Origin of the sequence: Vibrio sonorensis (genome assembly GCF_001854765.1) — a bacterium.
GTDB classification, from domain to species: domain Bacteria; phylum Pseudomonadota; class Gammaproteobacteria; order Enterobacterales; family Vibrionaceae; genus Vibrio; species Vibrio sonorensis.
Window position 1 is genome coordinate 17,088 of record NZ_LJJE01000031.1, and the last position, 25,073, is coordinate 42,160.

Annotated in this window: 16 protein-coding genes; 10 read left to right on the plus strand and 6 right to left on the minus strand. The window is 44.0% G+C overall.

The features are described from left to right. Positions 1–12: 12 nt before the first annotated feature. Positions 13–1,065, minus strand: coding sequence for a 3-deoxy-7-phosphoheptulonate synthase (locus tag BLO31_RS05695; protein WP_070963381.1), 1,053 nt, complete (start codon positions 1,063–1,065; stop codon positions 13–15). Between the two features lie 278 nt (positions 1,066–1,343). Between BLO31_RS05695 and BLO31_RS05700 the strand changes: the two genes are divergently transcribed. Beyond that, positions 1,344–1,823 (plus strand): PaaI family thioesterase, encoded by a 480-nt coding sequence (locus BLO31_RS05700; protein ID WP_070963452.1) that lies wholly within the window; start codon positions 1,344–1,346, stop codon positions 1,821–1,823. On the opposite strand, the gene BLO31_RS05705 is transcribed toward BLO31_RS05700, so the two are convergent. Continuing rightward, positions 1,786–3,177, minus strand: a complete 1,392-nt coding sequence (locus BLO31_RS05705) for a hypothetical protein (protein ID WP_070963384.1) — start codon at positions 3,175–3,177, stop codon at positions 1,786–1,788. The genes BLO31_RS05700 and BLO31_RS05705 overlap by 38 nt on opposite strands. Before the next feature lie 207 nt (positions 3,178–3,384). Between BLO31_RS05705 and BLO31_RS05710 the strand changes: the two genes are divergently transcribed. Continuing rightward, positions 3,385–4,218 (plus strand): CvfB family protein, encoded by an 834-nt coding sequence (locus BLO31_RS05710; RefSeq protein WP_070963386.1) that lies wholly within the window; start codon positions 3,385–3,387, stop codon positions 4,216–4,218. A gap of 240 nt (positions 4,219–4,458) precedes the next feature. Here BLO31_RS05710 and rsmF read toward each other — a convergent pair whose 3' ends face one another. The 4 genes from rsmF to BLO31_RS05730 all read right to left on the minus strand — a co-directional run bounded on the left by rsmF (position 4,459) and on the right by BLO31_RS05730 (position 11,710). Further along, positions 4,459–5,883: a 16S rRNA (cytosine(1407)-C(5))-methyltransferase RsmF gene (gene rsmF, locus BLO31_RS05715; protein WP_070963455.1), complete on the minus strand. Its 1,425-nt coding sequence runs from the start codon at positions 5,881–5,883 to the stop codon at positions 4,459–4,461. Between the two features lie 122 nt (positions 5,884–6,005). Beyond that, complete coding sequence (locus BLO31_RS05720; protein ID WP_070963387.1) at positions 6,006–8,633, minus strand: PqiB family protein; 2,628 nt, start codon at positions 8,631–8,633, stop codon at positions 6,006–6,008. Beyond that, on the minus strand, positions 8,626–9,879 hold the full coding sequence (locus BLO31_RS05725) for a paraquat-inducible protein A (RefSeq protein WP_070963389.1): 1,254 nt from the start codon (positions 9,877–9,879) through the stop codon (positions 8,626–8,628). Before BLO31_RS05725 ends, BLO31_RS05720 begins: the two co-directional genes overlap by 8 nt. Before the next feature lie 34 nt (positions 9,880–9,913). Continuing rightward, entirely contained in the window at positions 9,914–11,710 is a 1,797-nt protein-coding gene (locus tag BLO31_RS05730) for an ABC transporter ATP-binding protein (RefSeq protein WP_070963392.1), read from the minus strand. 88 nt (positions 11,711–11,798) lie between these two features. Here BLO31_RS05730 and BLO31_RS05735 point away from each other — a divergent pair, with 88 nt between their 5' ends. From BLO31_RS05735 to pyrD, 8 genes are all read left to right on the plus strand, one after another. Further along, positions 11,799–12,272, plus strand: a complete 474-nt coding sequence (locus tag BLO31_RS05735) for a GAF domain-containing protein (RefSeq protein ID WP_070963394.1) — start codon at positions 11,799–11,801, stop codon at positions 12,270–12,272. 99 nt (positions 12,273–12,371) lie between these two features. After that, positions 12,372–12,995 carry an RNA chaperone ProQ gene (gene proQ / locus BLO31_RS05740; RefSeq protein ID WP_070963396.1) on the plus strand — a complete coding sequence of 208 codons (624 nt, stop codon included), beginning with the start codon at positions 12,372–12,374 and terminating at the stop codon, positions 12,993–12,995. Between the two features lie 17 nt (positions 12,996–13,012). Next, the gene (gene prc / locus BLO31_RS05745) at positions 13,013–15,007 is read left to right on the plus strand and encodes a carboxy terminal-processing peptidase (protein ID WP_070963399.1); all 1,995 of its coding nucleotides are present in this window, start codon (positions 13,013–13,015) and stop codon (positions 15,005–15,007) included. Positions 15,008–15,145: 138 nt separating this feature from the next. After that, a complete protein-coding gene (locus tag BLO31_RS05750) occupies positions 15,146–15,808 on the plus strand; it encodes a hypothetical protein (RefSeq protein ID WP_070963401.1) in 663 nt (220 codons plus the stop codon). Between the two features lie 162 nt (positions 15,809–15,970). Beyond that, on the plus strand, positions 15,971–18,577 hold the full coding sequence (gene pepN, locus BLO31_RS05755) for an aminopeptidase N (protein WP_070963403.1): 2,607 nt from the start codon (positions 15,971–15,973) through the stop codon (positions 18,575–18,577). Positions 18,578–18,614: 37 nt separating this feature from the next. Beyond that, complete coding sequence (locus BLO31_RS23000) at positions 18,615–18,833, plus strand: DUF2835 domain-containing protein (protein WP_084659617.1); 219 nt, start codon at positions 18,615–18,617, stop codon at positions 18,831–18,833. Between the two features lie 188 nt (positions 18,834–19,021). Next, entirely contained in the window at positions 19,022–23,863 is a 4,842-nt protein-coding gene (locus BLO31_RS05760) for an NAD-glutamate dehydrogenase (RefSeq protein ID WP_070963405.1), read from the plus strand. A 46-nt stretch (positions 23,864–23,909) separates the two neighbouring features. Continuing rightward, positions 23,910–24,920: a quinone-dependent dihydroorotate dehydrogenase gene (gene pyrD / locus BLO31_RS05765; RefSeq protein WP_070963408.1), complete on the plus strand. Its 1,011-nt coding sequence runs from the start codon at positions 23,910–23,912 to the stop codon at positions 24,918–24,920. The last annotated feature ends 153 nt before the right edge of the window (positions 24,921–25,073 follow it).

Genomic DNA, 25,073 nt, shown 5'->3' on the forward strand with positions numbered 1-25,073 from the left:
TTCCTCTTAGTATTAGTTTCTATCTTTTACCGCATCTGCTAACAGAGCAAGCATGGTTTCCGTGTCTTCCCAACTCAGGCATGGGTCGGTAATGGATTGACCATAGGTTAGGGCATTTATATCGTCCGTAGGTTGATTACCCTCAATAATAAAGCTCTCTGCCATCACACCGGCGATGCGATCTTTACCAGTACGGATCTGCTGGCAAATGTCTTTAGCAACATCTAGTTGTTTGCGGTGCTGTTTTTGACAGTTGGCATGACTAAAATCAACGATCAATCTAGCTGGAAGACCAAACTCGGCCAATTGCTCGCAAGCTTGCTCAACAGATTGTGCATCGAAGTTAGGGCCCTTGTCACCACCGCGCAAGATGATATGACCGTATGGGTTACCACTTGTGCGATACACCGTCATACGACCATTTTTATCAGGCGAATAAAAGTAATGGGATGCTTGCGATGCTCGGATAGCATCGATTGAAATTTTGACGTTGCCGTTTGTACCGTTTTTAAAGCCTACAGGACAAGAGAGCGCGGATGCCATTTCTCGGTGAATTTGTGATTCGGTTGTGCGAGCACCAATAGCGCCCCATGAAATCAAATCGGCAATGTACTGACCAGTGATCATATCTAAAAATTCAGTAGCGGTGGCTAGACCAAGTTTGTTGATGTCTAGCAAAAGCTTACGAGCTTTGTTTAAACCCGCTTCCAGCGCGTATGAACCATCCAAATTAGGGTCGGTGATCAATCCCTTCCAGCCAACGACAGTACGCGGCTTCTCGAAATAAGTACGCATAACAATGAAAAGTTCATCTCGGTACTTGTCTTGGATCTTTGCGAGACGGGCAGCGTAATCTAATGCTGCATCAGTGTCGTGTACCGAACAAGGGCCAACGATAACAACGAGTCTTTTATCTTCACCGGTGAGAATTTTTTCAATTTGGCGACGAGAGGTTTCGATGCGCTCGGCGACATCATCCGTGATTGGGTGGGCGCTTCCTAGCTCAGCAGGAGTTGGCATAGGACCAAGCGGCTGAGTACGTAATTCGTCTGTTTTTAATGGCATAGCTTCTGGTGTTCTTTTATTGCGAAGCGATAAAGATAGCGGAAAGTGAAGGAGGAATAAACTATTTATCTGTTTGGATATACGCGATATGACCCTAGTAAACGATTACCAAGTGATAAAAGTGGATAGTTTGTCATCAAAATAGCAATTTTACTTGGGTTAACCATTATGGGGTTTTGTCGCTTTATCTCGATTAAACAACGAAATGTTAATGAAATGTTGACTTTTATACTGTTTGACGGCTAACTGGTCAGATGTGTTCTAACGGGTTGATGGTTATGTTGTCTACAGTTGCTAAGGCAAATCTCTACTTATCGCTATTTGGTTTTTTCAAGGTCCCTTTAATTTGGTTGTGTCGGCCTAAAATCGTTGAACTTGACGGTGAACACGTTGTGGTAAAACTGCCGATAAATCGCAGGAACAAAAATCACTTAAACAGCATGTACTTTGGCGCTTTGTGTGTTGGTGCGGACATCGCTGGTGGTTTTATGGCCATGAGTAAGGCGAAAGAGAAAGGCCAAAGAATATCTTTGGCGTTTAAAGCTGTAGAAGGACAATTTCTCAAGAGACCAGAAGCTGATGTGCATTTTATCTGCCAAGACGGCAGGTTAATCGAACAGATGTTAGACCGAGCACTAGAGTCAGGTGAGAGAATCAATCATGAGGTGAAGATTACTGCGACATGCCCATCGATAACCGGTGACGAAGTGGTTGCAGATTTTAAACTGACTCTTTCACTAAAGCGAAGGGATCGTTAGGCTCTTCTACTTCAATCTGCTCTACAGCGACGATTTGGTTTCGATTCAAGATAAGTTTCCAACGATAGTAGACTGGTTTGCCGTCGCGATTATCTTCTTTAGCAATAAGGTTGATAAGGTGACGTTTTTCGACTTTCTCACGACTAACTTGTCCGTTGTTTAAAACATAAACACGGTTAGAACCTTTATCCATCAAACGGGTTAAAGGCCGCATGCTCAGCATTAGCGATTCACGTGTTTCTTCGTAACCACTCATAAATCTAGAGGTCGACATTTCAGTTTCTGCGCGATAGTGAAGGACGGTTTCTTCACGCTGAGCAACGCGTTTTTTGCGAATCGACTTAATTCTGTCTGGTAGCTTGCTAAGGTTAACGTATTCAAGCCACTCAAGCTTTTGACCTACTGCCTTTTTGGTGGTTGGATCGATGTACCGCTTACGCCACTTGGGTTTGCCTTTGCGTATCATTCGCCAAAGCACATCTCGTAAGTCGTCTTTAAATATTTCCCGCAACGCGTATACAAACGACATGGCGACAATAAAAGAGACGGTGATTTCTCCCCAGTAGTCCCTCGCCATAATGACGCAGATAGTCACAAAAACCATCACAAACCCCGTAGCAATACCTTTTACCATGCGGTTCATGTTTTTACCTAGCGAGGCGGTTTTTTCTTGCAAAACGATAGGGTGTTCTATCAGACGTCTCAGTAGGCGCATTTTGTTGCTCATACGCGTTACGTCGTCACGTACATTTTTAGAGTTGTAGTTGTTGAGCTTGCGGTGAGCGGTTTCTTTTTCGACTATGGTAATTAAACGCTCTTTTAGAGTTTTGTATTCCCCGTCGCGCGGCATGTGGGCAACAAGGGAAAGAAACTTTTGTCCCGTATACCAAGAGAGATAATTATCTATATTGGCGTAGTAGCGCTTGAGGTTTTCTTCGTAGGGAATAGATCGGCGTAGCTTCTTTAAAATATCAAGGGCGAGTTCAATCACCTCGTCCACTTCGTCGGTGGTGACTTCATCTTTGTCGTGTTTGTTGAGTTCGCTAACGGCCTTGTCGAGGGCAATGACATATTGGTAGGCGAACAAACTTAAACTCACGCGATATTGAGTCGAAGAGAGACGCCCGCGTTTAGCGAGTCGACTGTGTACCAGAGGAAGCAGGATTTTATTACTGTAATAGGCGCGTTTTTGAATGAGCGAACTGTAATAGAGATCGCTTTCTTTAAGCACGTCCGCACTTAACCCAAGCTCACCGGGAACAAAGAAGAAGAGGTCGATATCCGACTTTTTGGTCGAAGCCATATCGTGGGATATTTTGAGAGTGATGCCGTCTGCTTTCTCAACGGTGATCAAAGAGTGCTCCTACTAAAAAACCAGTCTACAAACCAAAGAATAACAGAGATATAGACGGTTACCTAGCCATGTGATACTCGAATGCTACTTTGTTGTTCAACATGACGAGTTGGGGGCGTACTAACGCGTGGTTTGGAACACTTCAATCCTAGCTAATCAAAGAGACTAGGGTATAATCAGCGGGAAATCAGACTAGAGACAGAAAAAATGATTAATGTAGGTCGTATTAACCACTTGGAAATAGTAAAACGAGCAGATTTTGGTGTGTTTTTGGATGCTGGAGATTATGGCATGACACTGCTACCGAATCGATTTGTTCCAGACAATGTGGATATTGGTGACTCCCTAGATGTTTTCTTGTACTTCGATTCAGAAAACGAGCTGGTTGCTACGACTGAAACTCCCGTCGCTCAGGTGGGCGAGTGGGGTATGATGAAGATAGAAGGCATCAATAATACAGGTGCATTCGCCAACTGGGGTGTAAAGGGTAAAGACCTATTGATACCGTTTAGCGAGCAAAGAGGCCGTTTATCTGCAGGGCAGAACATCTTGGTTTATGTCTACACCGACCGAGCATCTGGACGCATTGTTGGTACGACAAAGTTCAACAAGCTATTAGACAAAACGCCGGCTAACTACACTAAAAACCAACAAGTTGATTTACTGATTGCTGAAAGAAGTGATTTGGGTTTCAAAGCGATCATTAACGGACAACATTGGGGGATGATTTTCCCTTCCGATGTATTTGGAAAGCTGTTTGTTGGAAAGTCGCTAAAAGGTTATATCAAGAATATACGAGAAGATGGCAAAATTGACCTTTCACTGCAAAAGGTTGGCGTTGCAAAAATGGACGATCTCTCGGTGAAAATTCTTGAAACGTTAGAAAAGAAAGGCGGTTTTTTGCCACTAAACGACAAATCGTCCCCAGAAGAGATTTTTGCAGTGTTTAGAACCAGTAAAGGCACGTTCAAAAAATCTATCGGTGGCCTTTACAAACAAGGCAAAATCACCATTGAGAAAGATGGTATCCGATCAGTATAAAACGTTTACTGAACTAATATCACAGAAAAAAAGGCCCAAATTCGTCCTGTTTTGGGCCTAGGGGGAATCGGCTCCTGATGAGCCTACGCTAACTGATTGATATCCATTTGATATTCACTTAATTAAGTGTAGTCCATACTGTCGATATTGCGAGTTTTTCGCAGTATTTCATACTAAGTTACCAATTAAGCTTGAAATACTAATCTGTATCTTTACGGTTGTTTGGACAAAAAAGTGCTACTAAAAGAGGTTTTTGTCTCTTACTAATTCTCTTGGCAACCCGTTTTTAATTCGATTCCCCACCCATTTTCCTAAACCAATCACATCGTTACCGAGCTTTACGATCACTTCGCCCTTGCCAGATACGGTTTCTGGACGTATATCCCGTCCCATAAACCACTCGCGAGCTTGCTCAATTGAAAGTACCACGGCGTTTGCTTCCATCCCTGTCGCTAATGTCGTGGCGACTTGGTGCTGCCATCGATACCCTTTTTTATGAGACTCGGCAATTTTGATTCCCATACGAGAAAACCTAAGCTCTCCGATAAACGGTTCTAACGCAGAAGGGAATAGCCAAACGTCTTTGTCTCGCAGCCACACTTGAGTCTCTTGAGGAAGAGAAACGTCTAATGCGTCCTTGAGTTGATCTGCGATTTGTTGGGCTTCCTTGTTACTCGCTTTAGTAAATGGAAACTTGCCCATGCGCTTTTTAACTTCGGGAGGTGTCACACTGCTTATTTTTCGAAATTTGGCGACAAAGAAACCTTCAGAGTCGAAAGTTTGCGGGAATATATGCAAAAAACCCTCCGGGGTGGTGGCTTTTGCAGCATTAGTAAACAAGGATGAAAGATTTACCGCTTCAACACCTTCGCCGAATGTATCGAAAAGGTGCTGACATACCTGTTGGTTCTCTTCCAAACTCAATGTACAGGTCGAATAAACCATCTCGCCCCCGGGCTTCAGGGCGTGGAACGCGCTTTCGATAAGTTGTTTTTGTGTCTCAGCTATCGATTTGATCGCATCAAGACTCCAGTTTTTCATCGCATCGGCATCTTTTCTTACCGTGCCTTCCCCAGAGCAGGGTGCATCAATGAGCACTGCGTCGAAAGATTCAGGTAGCCAACCTCCAAAAACTGCGCCATCAAAATTGGTTAGCGCAACGTTGCGGATCCCACAGCGTTCAACATTGGCGTGTAGTACCTTTACCCGAGAGGAAGAGAACTCATTGGCGACGACGAGTCCACGGTTGTCCATTAACGCCGAGATCTGAGTCGTTTTAGAACCAGGAGCTGCCGCCATATCGAGTACGGTGTCGAAGTCGTGCTCTCTGTCTTTGAACAGTGCAGAAACGGGCACCATAGAACTAGCCTCTTGGATATAGAACAATCCACACATATGTTCAGCGGTATTGCCAAGGGGAGCCTGACTCTCATCAGCATCAATCCAAAATCCATCTGCACACCAAGGGATAGCTTCAAGAGACCAGTTTTTCTCTTTTGCTACTTGGCTAAACTCAGATACGGATATTTTGAGGGTGTTAACTCGAATACTTTTTCTAAGCGGTCGCTGGCAGGCCGCAATAAAGTCCTCGATCTTTTCACCTGATGGAAGGATTGCGCGAATCTGTTCGATGAACTCTTGTGGTAAATAGACGTTCTTATGCACGTATTTTTCTCGTAAGGCGGGAAGTCGGTAGGGGATTATACTCGCTTCGTCGTAAGTTTCTAGCGAGGATACCACCTGAAAAGATAAGCAGCGCGAACAAGGCTCGCGCTGCGTAGAGTTTATTAGGGCTTTGGAATGGCGGTACGCCACTCTCTCCATCCATCTTGTGGTGCTGGGTGGAGATAGAAGGAGTGCAGAGACGGAGCTTGCGGAGTTAGATTAGCTTGCTCCGGCGTGGCGAAACTGATACCTCCGCGGATCAAACTGTCCACGGTTCCCGCTTTGACGTTGGCTCCCGTTAAGCCGATAGATACGTCGACACCAGAACTGTTCCAGAACACACTATTTTCACGAACTAGGTAGGCGTAGTCGCGATTGACAGAGACAGTAAATGTCACTCTGTCGGCAAAATCACCAAGTTGAACGTCGATCACTTCGCCTACATCTAAATCTCTAAACAAGAGTGGTGTGCCAACGGACACGGAGTTTCTCGCTTCACTTTGCAGGATAAATTTAACTCCCGGCAAGGTTTGAGGGCGTGAATGCAAAGCAAACGTTGTGGTTTGCTTACCTTCTCCCGGTGTCACATTGATACTCTGAGATACGAGGTTTTTTAAATTTCGAACGCCTTTCAGGCTCACTTCCGCTTGTGGTAACCAAAAATGGCTCTGAGCGCGAGTGATAATATCTGCGTATTCAGGCGCGACGTGAGCAAATGCTTTTACACTGTCGTTGTCGAAATCCGGCACGACTTGTGTGACTTCACCAACTTTTACACCGTTATACTGAATGGGGGTCCCTTTGGAAATAGAGGTTTCACCCGATTGGGTAAGCAGAATCTTGGTTCCCGATTTTCTTGCGGTTTTATAATCACTGTAAAGTAACCAATGCGAATCTGACTTGTTGTCTACACCTTGTAAGTTATCAAAAGCGATGCCCCCATTGATCAGGGTTTTAATCGGTGCCGCTTTCACTTCGATACCCGAAAGGTCAGCATTGACTTCAACCCCTGAACGATTCCAAAAAACAGTGCTATCCGTCAATAGGTGTGCGTACTGCTTTTCAATGTCGGCTTTAATCAATACGCCACCGTCGACGAGGGTAAAATCGTCCACCCGCCCAACTTCAAGGTTGCGATATAACACTGGGGAACCCGCTGACAAGCTCGGCAATGTCTCACTAAACAAAGTAATTGATGTGGAGCCCGTTAACTTGTATTCGGCTAACTCTGCCAAAGACTGGTTTTGGTATAGCTTGTAGTTTTTGGCTGTCTTTTTACTACCTTGACTTACAAAACTAATTGAACCTGTTAACAGCTCTTTTGCTGGTGGAACGTAAATGCTTAGACCTGACTCGGTAATATCTGCAGTGGCCGTTCCGGAGACAAAAAATCGATTATCGGAACGGATCAAACCCGTGTATTTGAGGTCGATAAGCGTATCAAATGTCACTTTACCGTTATCCAATTTTACGTCAGTGACGGTTCCAACCTTGATTCCTTTGTACAGTATCTTGGTTCCTGACGATAGGCCGTAGGAGTGATCTGCGGTTAGACGCACTGGTAATGAGCGAGATTTTTCTCGTTTAAACTGGTCTTTTTTCATCGCCATAAAGTAGCGTGTCTTTTCTCCTTCACCGGGCTCGATAGTGAGGAAATTTCCCTTGACCAAGTTAGTGAGGTTTTCAACACCAGTCAGTGATAGCTGGGCTTCTTCAAGAACAAACTGACTACCGACATTGAGCATGTCGCTAAAGGCGGGTTCAATGGCTGCTGACGCGATGATTTGCTCTCGACCTTCACTGAAGTCAAGGTCGGTGATCTGGCCGATAGGAATGCCGCGATAGACAATAGGGGCGCCGTTTGGATTGATATTACTCCCATCTGGAAGGGCGATTTTAACGGCAATGCCTCGGCCAGCGGTTTTTAAATCGGGATAGAGGCGAAATGTCATGTTGTCTGCAACGGGTTCTCCACTATCGGGAGAATCAACAGCAATGGAACCACCAACCAGTGCGGTAAGGCTGTCTAGGCGTACGTCGACACCTTCAAATCCAATACTGGCACCAATACCACTTACGTTCCAAAAGCGGCTTTGGCTGGTGATAATGTGTTTAAATTCTTCTTTAATGGATGCCTGAATCTCTACCGATTGGTCATCTTCAGCAAGTTTATAGGCGTAGACTTCACCAATGGGAATCTTCTTGTAAACGATCTGAGAACCAATGGAAATGCCACCTAAGTCAGCAGATTTTAGGCTGATATTCAGGCCTTCTTTAGCCAAGATATCGGAAGGTGGGCCGTCTAGTGCTCTAAATACAGATTCAGGGCCTTGTGGGTTGTCACTTGGCAAAATGGCAATATAGTTACCAGTCACGAGAGCGTCCAATCCGGAAATACCCGTTAGGCTTGCGGTTGGTTTGACCAACCAAAAACGCGTTCCCTCTGATAAGAGCTTAGTGGCTTCTGGGTAGATATCCGCATCGACATAGATATCCTCTAAGTTCTCAGAAAGGTTTACACCTTTAACCATACCCACTTCTAAGCCTTGATACTTGATTGGTGTACGACCAACGATCAGACCTTGTGCATTAGAGAAGTAGATTTGAATCCTGTCTCCAGCATCTTGAATAGCTTTGAACACGAGCCAACCGGCGAGAACCATGGTAAGCACTGGCAGCATCCACAAGGGAGAGACTCCGCGATTGCGCTTGATTTCCGGTGAGTAGGTAGGTTGTTGATGATCACTCATGGATAAACTTCTTCCTGTCAGAGGGTTCTTTATAGTTTTGCCAAATATACCTAGGGTCTAAGCTGTCAGCCGCCAGCATAGTAAGGATGACTACAGTACCAAAAGCAACGGCACCATAACCCGGTGTAAAATCAAGAATTTGACCGCGATCGACCAAAGTCATCATTATCGAAATAACAAAGAGGTCCATCATCGACCACTTGCCTATCCATTTAACGACAAAGTAAATCATCATTCGATGTCGATGATAGGCTCTGCGCTTGTACCGTATCGCCAGTAACAGATAGGCAAGGCCAAGTATTTTGGCAACGGGAACAACAATACTGGCAACAAAAATAATGATGGCAATACCGGTCATTCCGTTGTTCACCAGAGAAGCGACACCACTAAAAATAGTATCTTCTAGTCGCTGACCTTTAGTTAATAGGACAGAGATAGGGATCAGGTTGGCTGGGAATATCGCCACGCTGGCGGCGACGAGATAAGCCGCCGTTCTTTGCAAAGAACGCGGTTTCCGGTGGTGTAATGGGTTGTCACAACGTTGGCATTGGTCTTGTTCGGGCTGAGAAAGGTGGCAGTTAGTACAGTGCACACTCTTAGATTTTAGACGCAAACGAGATTCAGGTTGCCACGCTTCCCAGTAGGTCTGAACATTGACACGAGTGAGAAGCAACACCGTAAACAGCTGTAACAAAATCAGGCCAAACAGCCCTTTCCCGACATAGATATCGGAATAGTCTTGCAGCTTGAAACAAGAAACGGCGACACTCACTAAAAATACATCAATCATCACCCAGTGTTTTAGGTGTTGGATAAGATACAAGCTTGCTCTAAATACGTGAAACTTGCGCAGCTTCATCGCTAAATGCGCGCATACGACTGCGCTGCAAACAATAAAGGGAGCGATGGAGCTACAGAACAGAATAAGGCCAGAAAGAAATACAAAACCTTCTTGATACAAGGCGACCACACCTTCGGGTAAGGTAGCGGAAATCATCATGCCAAATAGGCGAATACTGATAAAATCAAAAAAGTGTGAAGGGACAAAAAGCAGTAGACAAGTAACGGCTACGGCCAAATTTCCAGACAGGGAGGGTTTACCACCGCGATAAAGGCGTGTTCCGCAACGAGGACAAAATGCACTTTTGCCCGATTTTACATGCACCTTTTCTATAGGTAATTCGCAACCCTCACAGAGTCTGACGTCTTTGACTGTCGTTTCATGTTGCACTTTAGAATGACACATCCCTTGTGTGATAACCTTTTAACTGGAGTCGCTTTTATCCGTGACTTTGAATACTACCATATAGAGTTTGATAAAGACCCTGTTGTTCTACTAATTCGTTATGCGTACCACTTTGCGACACTTGTCCATCTTCAAGGACATAGATAAGGTCTGCCTGTTTTACCGCAGATAAACGGTGAGCCACAATCAGTGTAGTCCTGCCTTTGAGAAACTGGCTTAGTGCCGTGTGAAGGGCTGCTTCGGTGGCCGTATCTAAAGCGGATGTGGCTTCATCTAAGATAACAAACTTTGGATTGGCCAATATCATTCGAGCGATAGCAAGGCGCTGTCTTTGACCACCTGACAAACGGATGCCATTTCGACCGACTTGCGTTTCCAAACCATCGCTCAGTTGCTTGATCACATCTTGTAGTTGAGCAACATCGAGCGCATGCCAAAGAGCGGTGTCGTCGAATTCACCGCCAAGGGTCAGGTTTTGCCTTAAGGTGTCGTTAAAAAGGATTGGCTGCTGAAGTACAACGGCAATTTGATCGCGAATGATTTCAAAGCCAATATCATCGGATGTCTCTCCATTAAACTTGATCACGCCGTTATCTTGTCGATAGACACCGATCAAAAGCTGAATAAGAGTCGATTTTCCTCCACCGCTGGCACCGACCAGTGCGACTTTCTTACCTGCGGGAATGTGGAGGTTAAGTGAATCGAGAACTTTTGCTTCTGTATTGTAGGAAAAATCGATATTTTCAATGTCGACATCGATCTCTTTGTCAGTGCTAAACGGATTAACTTTACTCGGTGGTCGGTGCTCTTCTTCAACGTCCAATAGGCTGTTTATCCGATTCAAGGCGGCTTTGGCGCTATACCAAGAAAACTGTATGCTGAGCAGCTCTTGAATAGGGGTTAACATAAACCACAAGTAACCGAAGACGGCGAAAATTTGGCCAATGGTCAAGTCGCTAAACAGTACCATCAGCATGGCAACGGCGCGAAAAAGCTCTACTCCGATTAAATACAAAAGGAAAGAAACACGGCCAGCAGCTTCTGATTGCCACGCGTATTTGTCGGCGTCGAGTCGGATCTGGTTTGCCTGAACCTTTAACTGGCTGAGAAACTCTCGCTCTCGATTTGCGGCTCTCAACTGGTAAATGCCATCAAGGGTTTCTACTAAGCGATTTTGAAACTTTTCAAATGATTGGTTCTCTCGCTTTTTTAAGTGCTTTACTTTGCTGCCAAGTTTGGTCGAAAAGTAGATAACAAATGGGTTGACCAGAAGAATAAATAACCCCAACCGCCATTCAAGCCAAAGCAGTACAATTGCAGTACCAATGACGGTTAATAGCCCGATGACAAATTTACTAAGTGTTGAACCAATAAACTGGTCGATAGTCTCAATGTCGGTGATTAAATGGGCATTTATCCCACCGCTACCGCGAGTTTCGTATTGACGAATACTGATACGACCGAGCTTATCGATCATTTTACTTCTGATCTGATAGGTTATTTTTTTAGAAACCAGTACAAACTGTCTGTTCTGCAAGATATTAAGCGCTTGACTGCCGATGCGCATAAACACAACGAGAAGAAGCGTAGCGAAAATATAACCGATGGAATTTTGCCAAATCTCAGGCAATATAGAGTCCATGATTGCCAAGCCAGTTGCTGGCTGGTCGAGAAGGACTTCATCGACCATAAGTGGAAGCAGTAGCGGGATTGGCACACTAATTAAGGTTGCAATCAGTGCAATAAAGTTGGCAAACAGAAGTTTAGACTTGTGTTTTTTAACTTGGTCTAATAGCCATGTACGGCTAACGGCATTGCTATTTTTCGTCATTGTGCTGAGAATGCTTCTCTTTTTAGTTGGATATAGCATTGTACGTAGCAACAGAAGAGAAGTCTTTAGTTTTCGAATGGAAGTAAATATGAAATTAGAACATTACCAACGCTTGACCAAGCAAGCTCTAGCACTAATAGAATCAGAGCCCGATCTTATCGCAAATCTTTCTAATATTAGTGCTCTGCTCAATATGGAGTTAGAAGAGTTAAACTGGGTTGGTTTTTACCTCCTTCAGGGAGATGAGCTGGTTTTAGGTCCGTTTCAAGGCAAGCCGGCTTGTGTAAGAATTCCTGTAGGTAGAGGCGTGTGTGGAACGGCTATCGCCGAAAATCAGGTACAGCGAATTCACGACGTTCACGAATTTGAAGGTCACATTGCTTGTGACGCGGCAAGTAACTCTGAACTGGTGATCCCATTTAAGGTTGATGGAAAGTTAGCCGGAGTATTAGATATAGATAGTCCAAATGTGGGAAGATTCAGTGAAGTTGATGAACAGGGATTGTGCAATTTAATGACAGAAGTTGAAAAGGTGCTCAAATCACACTCTGTTAACACATAAATTCGTACTAGACTGTGGTTTTTCCCTTGCAGGTCTCTATAATACCTGAAATATTTATCTTAGTGCGCGCGGAATAGGCCGCAACAACCAGGAATCCTCATGGAAAACACTGAAAAGTTAAAAAACAGCAAAGAAGTTATCGCATACGTTGCTGAATGTTTCCCTAAGTGCTTTACTTTAGAAGGTGAAGCGAAACCACTCAAAATTGGTATTTTTCAAGATCTTGCGGAACGTCTAGGTGACGATCCAAAAGTGAGCAAGACTCAGCTTCGCGCAGCGTTAAGACAGTACACCTCTTCATGGCGTTACCTACATGGTGTTAAACCAGGTGCGGTACGTGTAGATCTCGACGGCAACCCATGCGGTGAGCTGGACGAAGAACACGTTGAACATGCAAAAACAGCACTAGCTGAAAGTAAGGCAAAAGTTCAAGCACGTCGTAAAGAGCAAAACAAGAAAGCGCGCGAAGAAGGTAAAGAAAACGCGAAAGCGAAAAAGCCTCAGAATCGTCGCCCTCAGGGTAATAAGCCAGCTAAGGCGAAAAAACCTGTTGAGACACGTGCACTAAATGCAGACGAGTTTATCGTTGGCAAGCAAGTAAACGTGAATATGGGCAAAGGAAACATGGCTGCGACTATCGTAGAAATCAATAAGGAAGATGTGCGAGTTCAACTGATTAACGGCCTTCAAATGGTTGTAAAAGCGGAGCACCTACGCGCATAAAGGAGACACTCCTACGCATGAAATGCCGTTCAAAATTGACGCTGATTGCTGCTGGCCTATGGCTAGCAGCTTCTTCGGCTAACGCTCTAGAAGCGAAAATTACGCTGGAAGATTTACCTGTTCTAGCTCCAGAGGCTCAACACGAGACCGCTAGCAAGCGAGTCACATCTCGTTTTACTCGTTCCCACTACAAGCACTTCAATCTGAATGACGAATTCTCTCAAGCGATTTTTGATCGCTACATAGGAATGTTGGATTTCAATCGCAATGTTTTCACCCAAACGGACATCGACAGCTTTGGCAAATATGCTATTGGTTTAGACGATCAGTTGAAATCGGGTGACAATACATTTGCTTACGAACTTTATAATTTGTCGATGAAAAGACGTTATGAACGTTTTCAACATGCATTGGCCTTGCTTGATAAGGAAATGACGTTTGATGTCGACGAGTATATCGAGCTGGATAGGAGTGAAGCTTCTTGGCCGAAAGACGTAGCAGAGTTGGACGAGCTTTGGCGTAAGCGTGTTAAATACGACGCACTCAACCTAAAAATGACTGGTAAGAACTGGGATGAAATTAAAGAAGTTTTGGGTAAGCGTTACAACAACGCTCTAAAACGCCTTTCCCAGACTCACAACGAAGACGTTTTCCAGCTCTATATGAACGCCTTTGCTCGTGAAGTGGATCCACATACTAGTTATCTCTCTCCGCGCAGTGCTGATCAGTTTCAAACTGAGATGAACCTTTCACTAGAAGGGATTGGCGCAGTACTTCAAATGACAGATGACTACACGGTTATTCGCTCTCTTGTTGCTGGTGGTCCGGCGTCGAACAGCAAAAAATTGTCTGAAGGTGATCGAATTATCGGTGTAGGGCAAGAAGGAGAAGAGGTTGTCGATGTTATCGGTTGGCGCCTTGATGATGTAGTACAACTTATTAAGGGTCCGAAAGGGACAAAAGTTTACCTACAGATCCTTCCCGAAGGCAAAGATGCAAAAAGCGAAGTTATTACCATTGTCCGTGACAAAATTCGACTAGAAGATCGCGCTGTTAAATCAGAAGTCTTTGAAAAAGCAGGTAAAAAGATAGGCGTACTTGAAGTGCCTAGTTTTTACGTCGGTCTGGCAAAAGACACTAATAAGTTAATTGATGAACTTAAAGAGCAAGGGGTAGAAGGCATTGTTGTTGATTTGCGCAACAATGGTGGCGGTGCGTTGACGGAAGCGACGGCATTAACAGGCTTGTTTATCAAGAGTGGGCCAGTGGTTCAAGTTCGAGATAGCTATGGTCGAGTTAACGTAAATAGTGACACTGATGGCAAGATCAGTTACACGGGACCATTAACCGTTTTGATTAACCGCTATAGTGCATCTGCTTCTGAGATCTTCGCGGCGGCGATGCAAGATTACGGGCGAGCGATCATTCTAGGTGAAAACTCATTTGGTAAAGGTACGGTTCAGCAACACCGATCACTCAACCATATCTACGATTTGTTCGACAATCAGTTGGGTTATGTTCAGTACACCATTCAAAAATTCTATCGAATTGATGGGGGAAGTACTCAGAACAAAGGTGTGGTTCCTGATATTGCATTTCCAACTGCTGTAGACCCAAGTGAAACGGGTGAAAGTGTTGAAGACAATGCTTTACCGTGGGACAGCATTGACAAAGCAAGTTATAACAGGTTACAACGTAACGATTCTGTTATTGCCAAGTTAACAGCGCTACACGACGAGCGAATTGCCAAGGATTTGGAATTTGGTTTCATTGCCGAAGATATCGCCCTTTATCAAGAAGATAAAGACGATAACTTATTGTCTTTAAACAAGAAAACTCGCGAAAAAGAAAGTGATGAAGCAGACGCTAAGCGATTAGATCGCATTAATCAGCGTCAAAAGGCCGATGGGTTAGAAGCGTTTAAATCCCTTGACGATATTCCAAGTGATTACGAAGCGCCAGACGCTTATTTGTCAGAATCAGTAGCGATCATGGTTGACATGATTAAGTAGCTGAAAAGAATAAGTAAAAGAGCGAATCCATGATGGATTCGCTTTTTTTATGCAGTAAATAAACGTGATTTAGATCAAATAATTTCGCTTTATAGCACTCTCTTGCCTACCCTTAAATAAAGAGTGAGGAGAAGCGTTATGAAGTGGATAACTCTAATTTTAGCTTGTATAAGCTTTACAGTAGCAGCTAATAAAGCTCCGAAAGAGAGCGACTTAACTCAGTTTGACTTGCCGTTCTTAATCGGAGATTGGTATCTGATTAACCCTAATCCAGAAGAGTCTCAAGAGAACTTTCTTGCCATCAAATTAACGTTAGATTCCGGTTTTAATTTTCAAATCGACATTCAGAAAAAAGACTACTCGGTTGACCACTGGGAAGGTTTGTATAACGCGAATGAAGATACAATAGTGCTGGGCGTTAATTCAGACGAGCCACAGGTCTATCAGTACTCGGCTAACCATCACATGTTAAACCTCAATGGCGTCATTTTTACTAAAGCTCTGTCTAATTCGCTTGCTGGTAAGTGGACCAGCGAACAGATGAAAGGCGATGAACAGGTGGTTCAAGATGGGCATAAAATGGACTTGATATTACAACCCGATTTTGTTTTTTTGTTCAGAGTAAGTAATGAAACAGGGGATGAAGCGGTGCACCGTGGCGTATACTATACGGAAGATGACCACTTGGTTTTACTTTATGAAAACGGCGAACACGATGCAAAATATACGCTAAATCGAGATACTCTTACGATAGAAATGGACGACGGTGAAATGTTCGCAGTGCTCAATCGGATCCATTGATATGAGATGTTGTACTGAAATTTGTTTAATATTTAGTCGTATTTGCTTATAACGAGTAAGCAGATAGAAAAAAAACGAGGTAAATGGTCGATTTGCCTCGTTTTTTATATTACACAGCTGTAAGCTTAAAACGTAGTAAACTCTAGTCAAAAGGAACCAGACATGGCTCATACACCTCAAGCCAAATATCGAAAAGATTATCGTTCTCCATCTCACACCATCTCAGAAATCGACTTAACGTTTGATTTGCACGAAACCCAAACTCAAGTAACAGCCGTATCTAACGTGAAACAGTTAGGGACAAGCGACCAACTTGTGCTAGATGGTGAAGGTTTAGAACTAAAGTCGATTTTGGTCGATGGCACAGCGTGGGAAAATTACCAGACAGTGGAAGGTGGTTTAGAAATACGCGCGTTACCTAAGTCATTCGAGCTAACCATTGTTACCGTGATTAATCCGCAAGAAAACACGGCGCTTGAGGGTTTGTACATGTCTGATGGAGCATTCTGCACACAGTGTGAAGCAGAAGGATTCCGAAGAATTACTTACTATTTAGATCGCCCAGATGTGTTGGCGAAATACACCACCACGGTTATCGCAGAAAAAGCGACGTTCCCGTATTTGCTAGGTAACGGCAATAAAATTTCTCAAGGAGAGATGGACGGCGGTCGCCACTGGGTGAAGTGGGAAGACCCACATCCAAAACCAGCGTATCTGTTTGCCCTAGTTGCTGGTGACTTTGATGTATTAACCGATAAGTATCAAACACGTTCAGGTCGAGAAGTTGACCTTGAGATATTTGTAGATAAAGGCAATCTAGATCGAGCCAATCACGCAATGGTTTCACTTATCAACTCGATGAAGTGGGATGAAGAACGCTTTGGTTTAGAATACGATCTAGATATTTACATGATTGTCGCCGTAGATTTCTTCAATATGGGCGCAATGGAAAACAAGGGTCTAAACGTATTTAACTCTAAATTTGTTTTGGCAAATGACAAAACGGCGACTGACACCGACTACTTGGGTATTGAAGCTGTTATCGGTCACGAGTATTTCCACAACTGGACTGGTAACCGAGTGACTTGCCGAGACTGGTTCCAACTGAGCCTCAAAGAAGGTCTAACGGTATTCCGCGATCAAGAATTTTCGTCAGATCTAGGTTCACGTGCCGTAAACCGAATCAACAATGTTCGCATCATTCGCGGCCCTCAGTTTGCTGAAGATGCCAGCCCAATGTCCCATCCAATTCGTCCAGAAAAAGTGATAGAAATGAATAACTTCTACACTTTAACAGTGTACGAGAAGGGCAGTGAAGTCATTCGAATGATGCACACATTACTCGGTGAAGAAAAGTTCCAAAAAGGTATTAAGCTCTATTTTGAACGCCACGATGGAACGGCAGCAACATGTGAAGATTTTGTCGCTGCGATGGAAGATGCATCGGGTGTCGATTTGAAACAGTTCCGTCTTTGGTACAGTCAATCTGGAACACCAGAACTTGATGTAACGAGCCACTTTGATGAAGCAAATCAAAGTTTCTCTCTAACGATTAAGCAACAGACACCAGCCACGTTAGACCAAGAAGAAAAACAAGCACTACATATTCCATTTGATGTGGAGCTATATCGCAAAGATGGCTCTGTTATAGAGTTACGTTGTAACGGTAAAAATGTAAGCAATGTTCTCGACGTTACAGAGAGCGAGCAAACCTTTGTGTTTGAAGCGGTGGATGAAAAACCAATCCCGTCACTATTAAGAGAGTTTTCCGCTCCGGTTAAAATGCAGTATGCATATCAGGATGACGAACTGGTTTTCTTAATGACAAATGCTTCAAACGACTTTGCGCGTTGGGATGCAGGTCAGATGTTATTTGCGAAATACATTCGCTCTAACGTTGAACAGGTTCAACAGGGTGGCGCAGTGGCATTGCCTGAAAATGTTGTCGATTCCCTTCGCGGAATTTTGTTGAGCAAAACGTTGGAACCAGCATTCATTGCCGAGATGATAACACTTCCTTCTCACAACGAAGTGTCAGGTTGGTATGACGTAGTAGATGTCGACGCTATTGCATTAGTACTGAAAGAACTAAAATCTATTCTATCTACCGAGTTAGAAGATGAACTTTTAGCCATTTACCACAATCTTAAGCAAGAGAAATACTCTATTGACCACGCGTCAATAGGTAAGCGTTCTTTGCGAAATAAGTGTCTTGGTTATCTTGCACTTACCGAACAAGGAAATGCTTTGGTAGAAGCACAATATCAAGTCGCTAACAATATGACTGACACGATTGATGCTATGGCTGCTGCCAACCAAGCACAACTCGCTTGTCGAGAGCAGTTGTTGCAAGACTACAGTGATAAATGGGCGCATGACGGATTGGTGATGGACAAATGGTTCACGCTGCAAGGTTCTAACCCTGCTGAGAATGCTCTTGATGTGATCAAGCAAACTATGTCTCACTCAGCGTTTAGCATGAAAAACCCCAACCGAACTCGCAGCTTAATTGGATCATTCCTCAACATGAACCCTGTTCGATTCCATAACAAAGACGGTTCAGGGTATCGCTTCGCCGGTGACGTCTTGAAAGAACTCAATACCAGCAACCCTCAAGTTGCATCGCGTTTACTCGACCCATTGTTAAAATACAGAAAATACGATGAAGCTCGTCAAGCTCTTATCCGCAAAGAGTTGGAATCGCTTAAAGAGTTAGATAACTTAGCAAAAGACTTATTTGAAAAAGTATCGAAAGCTTTGGAATCTTAATCTGGTGCCGCCGGATTTATCCGGCGGCGTTTTTTATATGAACCATTACTACTTCACATTAAACATTAGCTATCAGCAGTTTTTGTCCCACTATTCCGGAGCGGCGAGCAGTGTACTTGTCACTACCGATCAAGGCTTGCGCATTCAATTGCCAGCGTCGCGATTCAGACCCTATCTCAGTCAAATAGGTATAAAAGGGCGGTTTCGCCTGACAACAGACCAAAATAACAAGTTTGTAAAGTTAGAAACTCTGTGACCATCTGATTTTATAGCAGGTTTAAATTGTGCGTCAGTCACATTATCGAACTTTTCACCGCTATCCCGAACAAAACCGTTAACCATTTCTCAATAAAGCTTTTACAATAAAGCTGCATTACCCGTGTTAAGCACTATGCTTACAATATCCCCAACAAAAACATACAATTCTAATTGTGGAGTGTAATTATGACCGCGCGTGAAACACTAATGCCGGTTCTTCTTGAAAAAGTTTACAAACTGATTCAAGACAAACTCGAGCTTGCTCATCAACCTCTCGTCACTCAACTTGCGCAGCATTTGTTCAGCAATATCTCTCAAGATGATTTAACCGAACGAAACGAATCCGATTTATACGGTGCCGTCGTTAGTTTGTGGCATCACATCAATGAAAAGAAACCAGAAGACGTATCAGTCAGGGTTTTTAACCCAACAGTGAGTCGTCAAGGATGGCAATCTACTCACACTATTGTTGAGATTGTCGTTCCCGACAGTCCATTTTTAGTGGACTCAATCAAAATGGCGTTAAGCCGTTTAGATCTAGCTTCACACCTGATGCTTCATGGTCCTACACAAATCGAGCGCTCCAAGGATGGGGATATCACTAGTATTAATCAAGGTGATGGTGCGCTTTATTCTCTTTTCCACATTGAGGTTGACCGCTTAAGCGACAAAGAGACTATGGCCTCGCTTAAGACCGAGCTTTTATCTATTTTGACCGATGCGGGTCTCGTGGTTCAAGACTGGCTACTTATGGTAGAGAAACTTGAAGAAGTCACTAACCAGCTTGAATCGCAACAAGGAAAGTTTGAGATCGAACGAGATCGTTATGACGAAACAGTTCAATTTTTAAGATGGCTAGGTCATCATAACTTTACCTTTATGGGTTACAAAGAATATGACCTAGTCAGTGTGGACGGCGATACGGAACTTCGTCCAACAGAAGAGAAGGGTTTAGGCCTGTTTTCTAATCCAGATCGAATTCGCAGTGTCAAACTGTCGGCGTTTCCAGATTCGGCAAGGCTCGAAGCGAAAAAGCCTTTCTTACTGATCGTAACCAAAGGCAATAGCCAGTCGAGAATTCACCGCCCAGCGTATACCGACTATATTGGCATAAAGAAATTCGACGATAAGGGTAAAGTGATCGGTGAACACCGCTTCACGGGTTTATATACTTCTGCAGTGTATAACCAAAGCGTTTCTGGTATTCCGTTGATCCGAGAGAAAGTAGAACGCATCTTAGAAGCAAGCGGATACCGAGAAGGATCGTACTCTTTTAAAGCGCTGCACAATATTTTAGAAAATTACCCTCGCGATGAGCTATTACAGGCAAAAGAAGAAGAACTGCTCGAAGTCGGTATGGGTGTAGTTCAGATGCAAGATCGCGACATGTTGCGACTCTTTGTGCGCAAAGACCCATTTGGTCGTTTCTTTAGCTGTATGGTTTACGTAACCAAAGATCGTTACAACACAGAGCTGCGCAGACAAACTCAACAGATCCTTAAACAGTATTTCGGCTGCGAGCAAGATGTTGAGTTTACAACCTATTTTTCTGAGAGCCCGCTGGCTAGAACTCATTACATTGTTCGGGTAGATAACAACAATATGGATGTAGATGTAAAAACGATCGAACAAAATCTGGTTGAAGCCTCATCGACATGGGACGATCGTTTAAAAGACGCGATTGTGGCAAACTTCGGTGAAAGCAATGGTCTACCTTTGGGTAAAGAATACAACCGTGCCTTCCCACGTTCTTACAAAGAAGACGTGATGCCGGGTAGTGCAGTCGCTGATATTGAACGCTTAGAGCAACTGAGTGACGACAATAAACTGGGCATGCTGTTTTACAGGCCACAAGAATTGGCTCCGGACTCTAAGTCAGTGAGATTAAAACTCTATCACCGCGACGAGCCTATTCACTTGTCTGACGTAATGCCGATGCTGGAAAACCTTGGCTTACGCGTGATCGGAGAGTCTCCTTATGAGGTGCGTAAAGCCAATGGACAGATCTATTGGATCCTTGAATTTTCCATGCTTCACAAGAGTGACACCAGTGTTGATCTTCGCGAAGCACGTGATCGTTTCCAACAGGCATTTGCAGCGATTTGGGAAGGCGAATTGGAGAGCGATGGCTTTAACCGCTTAGTTCTGGGTGCTTCATTAACAGGCCGCGAAATTTCAATTTTGCGCGCTTACGCGCGCTATATGCGACAAGTCGGATTCCCGTTCAGTCAACAATACATTGAAGATACCTTGAGCCATTACCCACACTTGGCGAAAGGGCTGGTGGATCTTTTTGCCAAGCGCTTTGAACCTAAATTCAAAGGTAGTAGCAAAGGGCAGCAAGATCTTATCAAGAAGATGACCGAGCAGCTTGATCACGTTGAGAGCTTGGATGATGATCGTATTATCCGCCGATACATGGAAATGATCACTGCGACACTGCGAACTAACTACTATCAGTTGGATGACAACAAGCAGTTTAAACCTTGGCTGTCGCTCAAAATGAAGCCAAGTGATATCCCTGAGATACCACAGCCAGTGCCTGCATTTGAGATCTTTGTCTATGCGCCAGATATTGAAGGTGTTCACCTTCGCGGTGGAAAAGTGGCACGCGGTGGATTGCGTTGGTCGGATCGCCAAGAAGATTTCCGTACCGAGATACTTGGTCTTGTAAAAGCGCAGCAAGTAAAAAATACCGTTATCGTTCCGGTGGGGGCAAAAGGCGGTTTCGTTTGTAAACGTCAACACAACTTCAGTACGCGTGATGAAATTTTTGCCGAAGGTCAGCGCTGTTACAAACGCTTTATTCGCGCATTGCTTGATGTTTCGGACAACATTATCGAAGGCGAGGTTATCCCGCCGAAAAGTGTAGTAAGGCACGACGAAGATGATCCTTATTTGGTCGTTGCTGCCGACAAAGGTACGGCAACGTTTTCAGATTTGGCTAACTCAGTATCCGATGAATACAACTTCTGGTTAGGTGATGCCTTTGCTTCTGGTGGTTCAAATGGTTATGACCACAAAGCGATGGGTATTACCGCTAAAGGTGGATGGGAGTCGGTTAAACGACACTTCCGCGAGATGGGAATCAACTGCCAAACTACAGACTTCACGGCAATTGGTGTTGGTGATATGGCGGGAGATGTATTTGGTAACGGCATGCTTTTGTCTAAGCACATTAGGCTGCAAGCCGCGTTTAACCATATGCATATCTTCATTGACCCAAACCCAGAATCTGCTCCGAGCTGGGAAGAGAGAAATCGGTTGTTTAACCTGCCGCGCTCCAGTTGGGAAGACTACAACAAAGATCTGATTTCCAAAGGTGGTGGCATCTTCTCACGCCGTGCTAAATCCATTTCTTTAAGCCCTGAAATTCAGAAAATGTTGGGTACTAAGAAAGGATCCCTTGCGCCAAATGACCTGATAAAAATGATCCTAAAAATGGAAGTGGATCTACTTTGGAATGGTGGTATCGGTACGTATGTTAAAGCTTCAACTGAAACACATACCGACGTAGGTGACCGCGCCAACGACGTGTTGCGTATTGATGGACGAGATCTGAAAGCAAAAGTGATTGGCGAAGGTGGTAACTTGGGTATGACTCAGTTGGGTCGTATTGAGTTTGCTCTTAATGGCGGTCGCGTAAACACCGACTTTGTTGATAACGTTGGTGGTGTTGATTGCTCAGATAACGAAGTAAACATTAAGATCTTCCTCAATGGCTTAGTGGCGAATGGCGATCTTACGGTTAAGCAGCGAAATGCCATACTTGAGTCGATGGAAGATGAAGTTGGTGAAATTGTCCTAGACGATGCCTACTGCCAATCGGAGTCTATATCCGTGACTGAGCAACAAGGTGTTTCACTGGTTAAAGAGCAGATTCGATTTATCCACACTATGGAGAAAGCGGGGCATCTGGATAGAGCGTTAGAATATATTCCGGATGATGAAACTCTAATTGAGCGCGAGAAACAGGGACAGGCGTTAACACGTCCAGAACTTTCTGTATTAGTCGCTTATGGAAAGATGGTGCTGAAGGAAGAGTTGGTTCACGACGATATTGCCAAGGATGACTTCCACAGCCAAATGCTAACGGACTATTTCCCAACAGAGTTACGCCGTAACTATTCAAAACAGATGGATTCACATCCGCTACGTGCTGAAATCATTGCAACAGTATTAGCAAATCAAATGGTTAACGAAATGGGGTGCAACTTTGTTACCCGATTACAAGAAGAAACCGGTTCTCATACTGTTGATATTGCTAATGCTTATGTAGCGGCGCGGGAAATCTTTGGGTTAGGGGATGTATTGAAGCAAGTTCGCGAGTTGGACAACGATGCGGAAACTTTGGCTCAATATGACATGATGTTTTACGTTCGTCGAACCTTGAGAAGATTGACTCGTTGGCTGTTGAGAAATCGCACAGGTCGTCAGTGTGTAAGAGCTTTGGTTAAACTTTATCAGTCTGACGTTCATACTATTCGCGAACATCTGGATTCTATGTTGGTTCCGGCTGAAGTGGAAGAGCACAATGAAATGGCGAAAAGCTGGATTGATAAGGGTATAAGTCCAGACTTAGCTAACTATGTAGCTCGTTTATCAAGCCTTTACTCAGTACTGGATATTTCCACAGTGGCTCGTGAAAAAGGCAAAACGATTGAACAGACGGCCAAACTTTACTACAACCTTGGTGATAGACTTTCTCTGCACTGGTTCTTGAAACAAATCAATACACAAGCGGTCGACAACAACTGGCAAGCCCTTGCTAGAGCGGCGTTCCGTGAAGATCTTGATTGGCAGCAACGCCAGCTGACTGGTCAAGTGCTCAGCTGCAGTTGTGCGCCAGAAGATCTAGATGTGATCAAAGCTTTGGGTGATTGGATCGATACCAACGAAGAATCTTTGCATCGATGGGAAAATATCTTAAACGAATTTAAAGTAGGTTCTGTACACGAATTTGCAAAATTCTCGGTCGCATTGCGTGAACTCATGTTATTAAATTTGAATTGTTCGGCAAATGAGTAAATAATAACGCCCCGTTTACACGGGGCTTTTTTTCAACGGAGGCACAATGCTTTACCGCTTAGCCAGAGCAGGCTTTTTCCAATTAGACGCCGAAAAGGCACACGATCTTGCCATTCAAAACTTCAAACGTTTTACCGGCACACCACTTGATCTCTTGTATCGTCAACAACTACCTCATCGTCCAGTTGAATGCATGGGGATCACTTTTCGCAATCCAGTTGGTCTGGCTGCGGGATTAGACAAAAACGGTGAGTGCATTGAAGCCTTTGATGCAATGGGCTTTGGTTTTGTAGAAGTAGGGACAGTAACGCCACGCCCTCAGCCTGGTAATGATAAACCGAGATTATTTCGACTTGTTGAAGCGGAAGGTATCATCAATCGCATGGGCTTTAACAACTTAGGTGTCGACAACTTAGTTGAGAACGTTAAAAACTCCAACTATCGCTGTGTACTTGGGATCAACATTGGTAAGAATAAAGATACGCCTATAGAAAAAGGGGCTGAAGACTATCTTATCTGTATGGAGAAAGTATACCAATATGCAGGTTATATCGCGGTAAACATTTCTTCGCCAAATACTCCTGGTTTGCGTTCGCTTCAATATGGCGAAGCTTTGGATGAACTATTGTCAGAATTAAAAGCTAAGCAAGCCGAGTTGGCTAAGCAGCATGACAAATATGTACCACTGGCGTTAAAGATCGCTCCGGATCTCAGTGATGATGAAGTGAGTCAAATTTGCCAATCTTTGATCAAAAATAAAATTGATGGCGTTATAGCTACCAATACAACGTTAGATAGATCAATCGTTGAGGGAATGAGACACGCTAGCGAAGCGGGTGGTCTAAGCGGTCGTCCAGTTCAATCGCGCAGCACCGAGGTGGTTCGCAAACTTCACGAAGAGCTTGGCGATGAAATCCCAGTAATTGGAGTGGGTGGTATTGATTCTTACGTGTCGGCAAAAGAAAAACTGATGGCTGGTGCAAAACTTGTCCAAGTATATTCTGGCTTTATTTATCACGGTCCAGGTTTAGTCAAAGAGATAGTGAAAAACCTGTAATATGTGACGCCGTCACTAGGCACTAAATCAAATTTTCTAGAGGAGATGATATTTCATTTCCTCTTTTTTTTGCCCAAATGATGACTTATAAACCTGCAATACCGAATAAAAAGGAATGCGCAGGTAACTAATACCTTGCCGCATTATGGAATT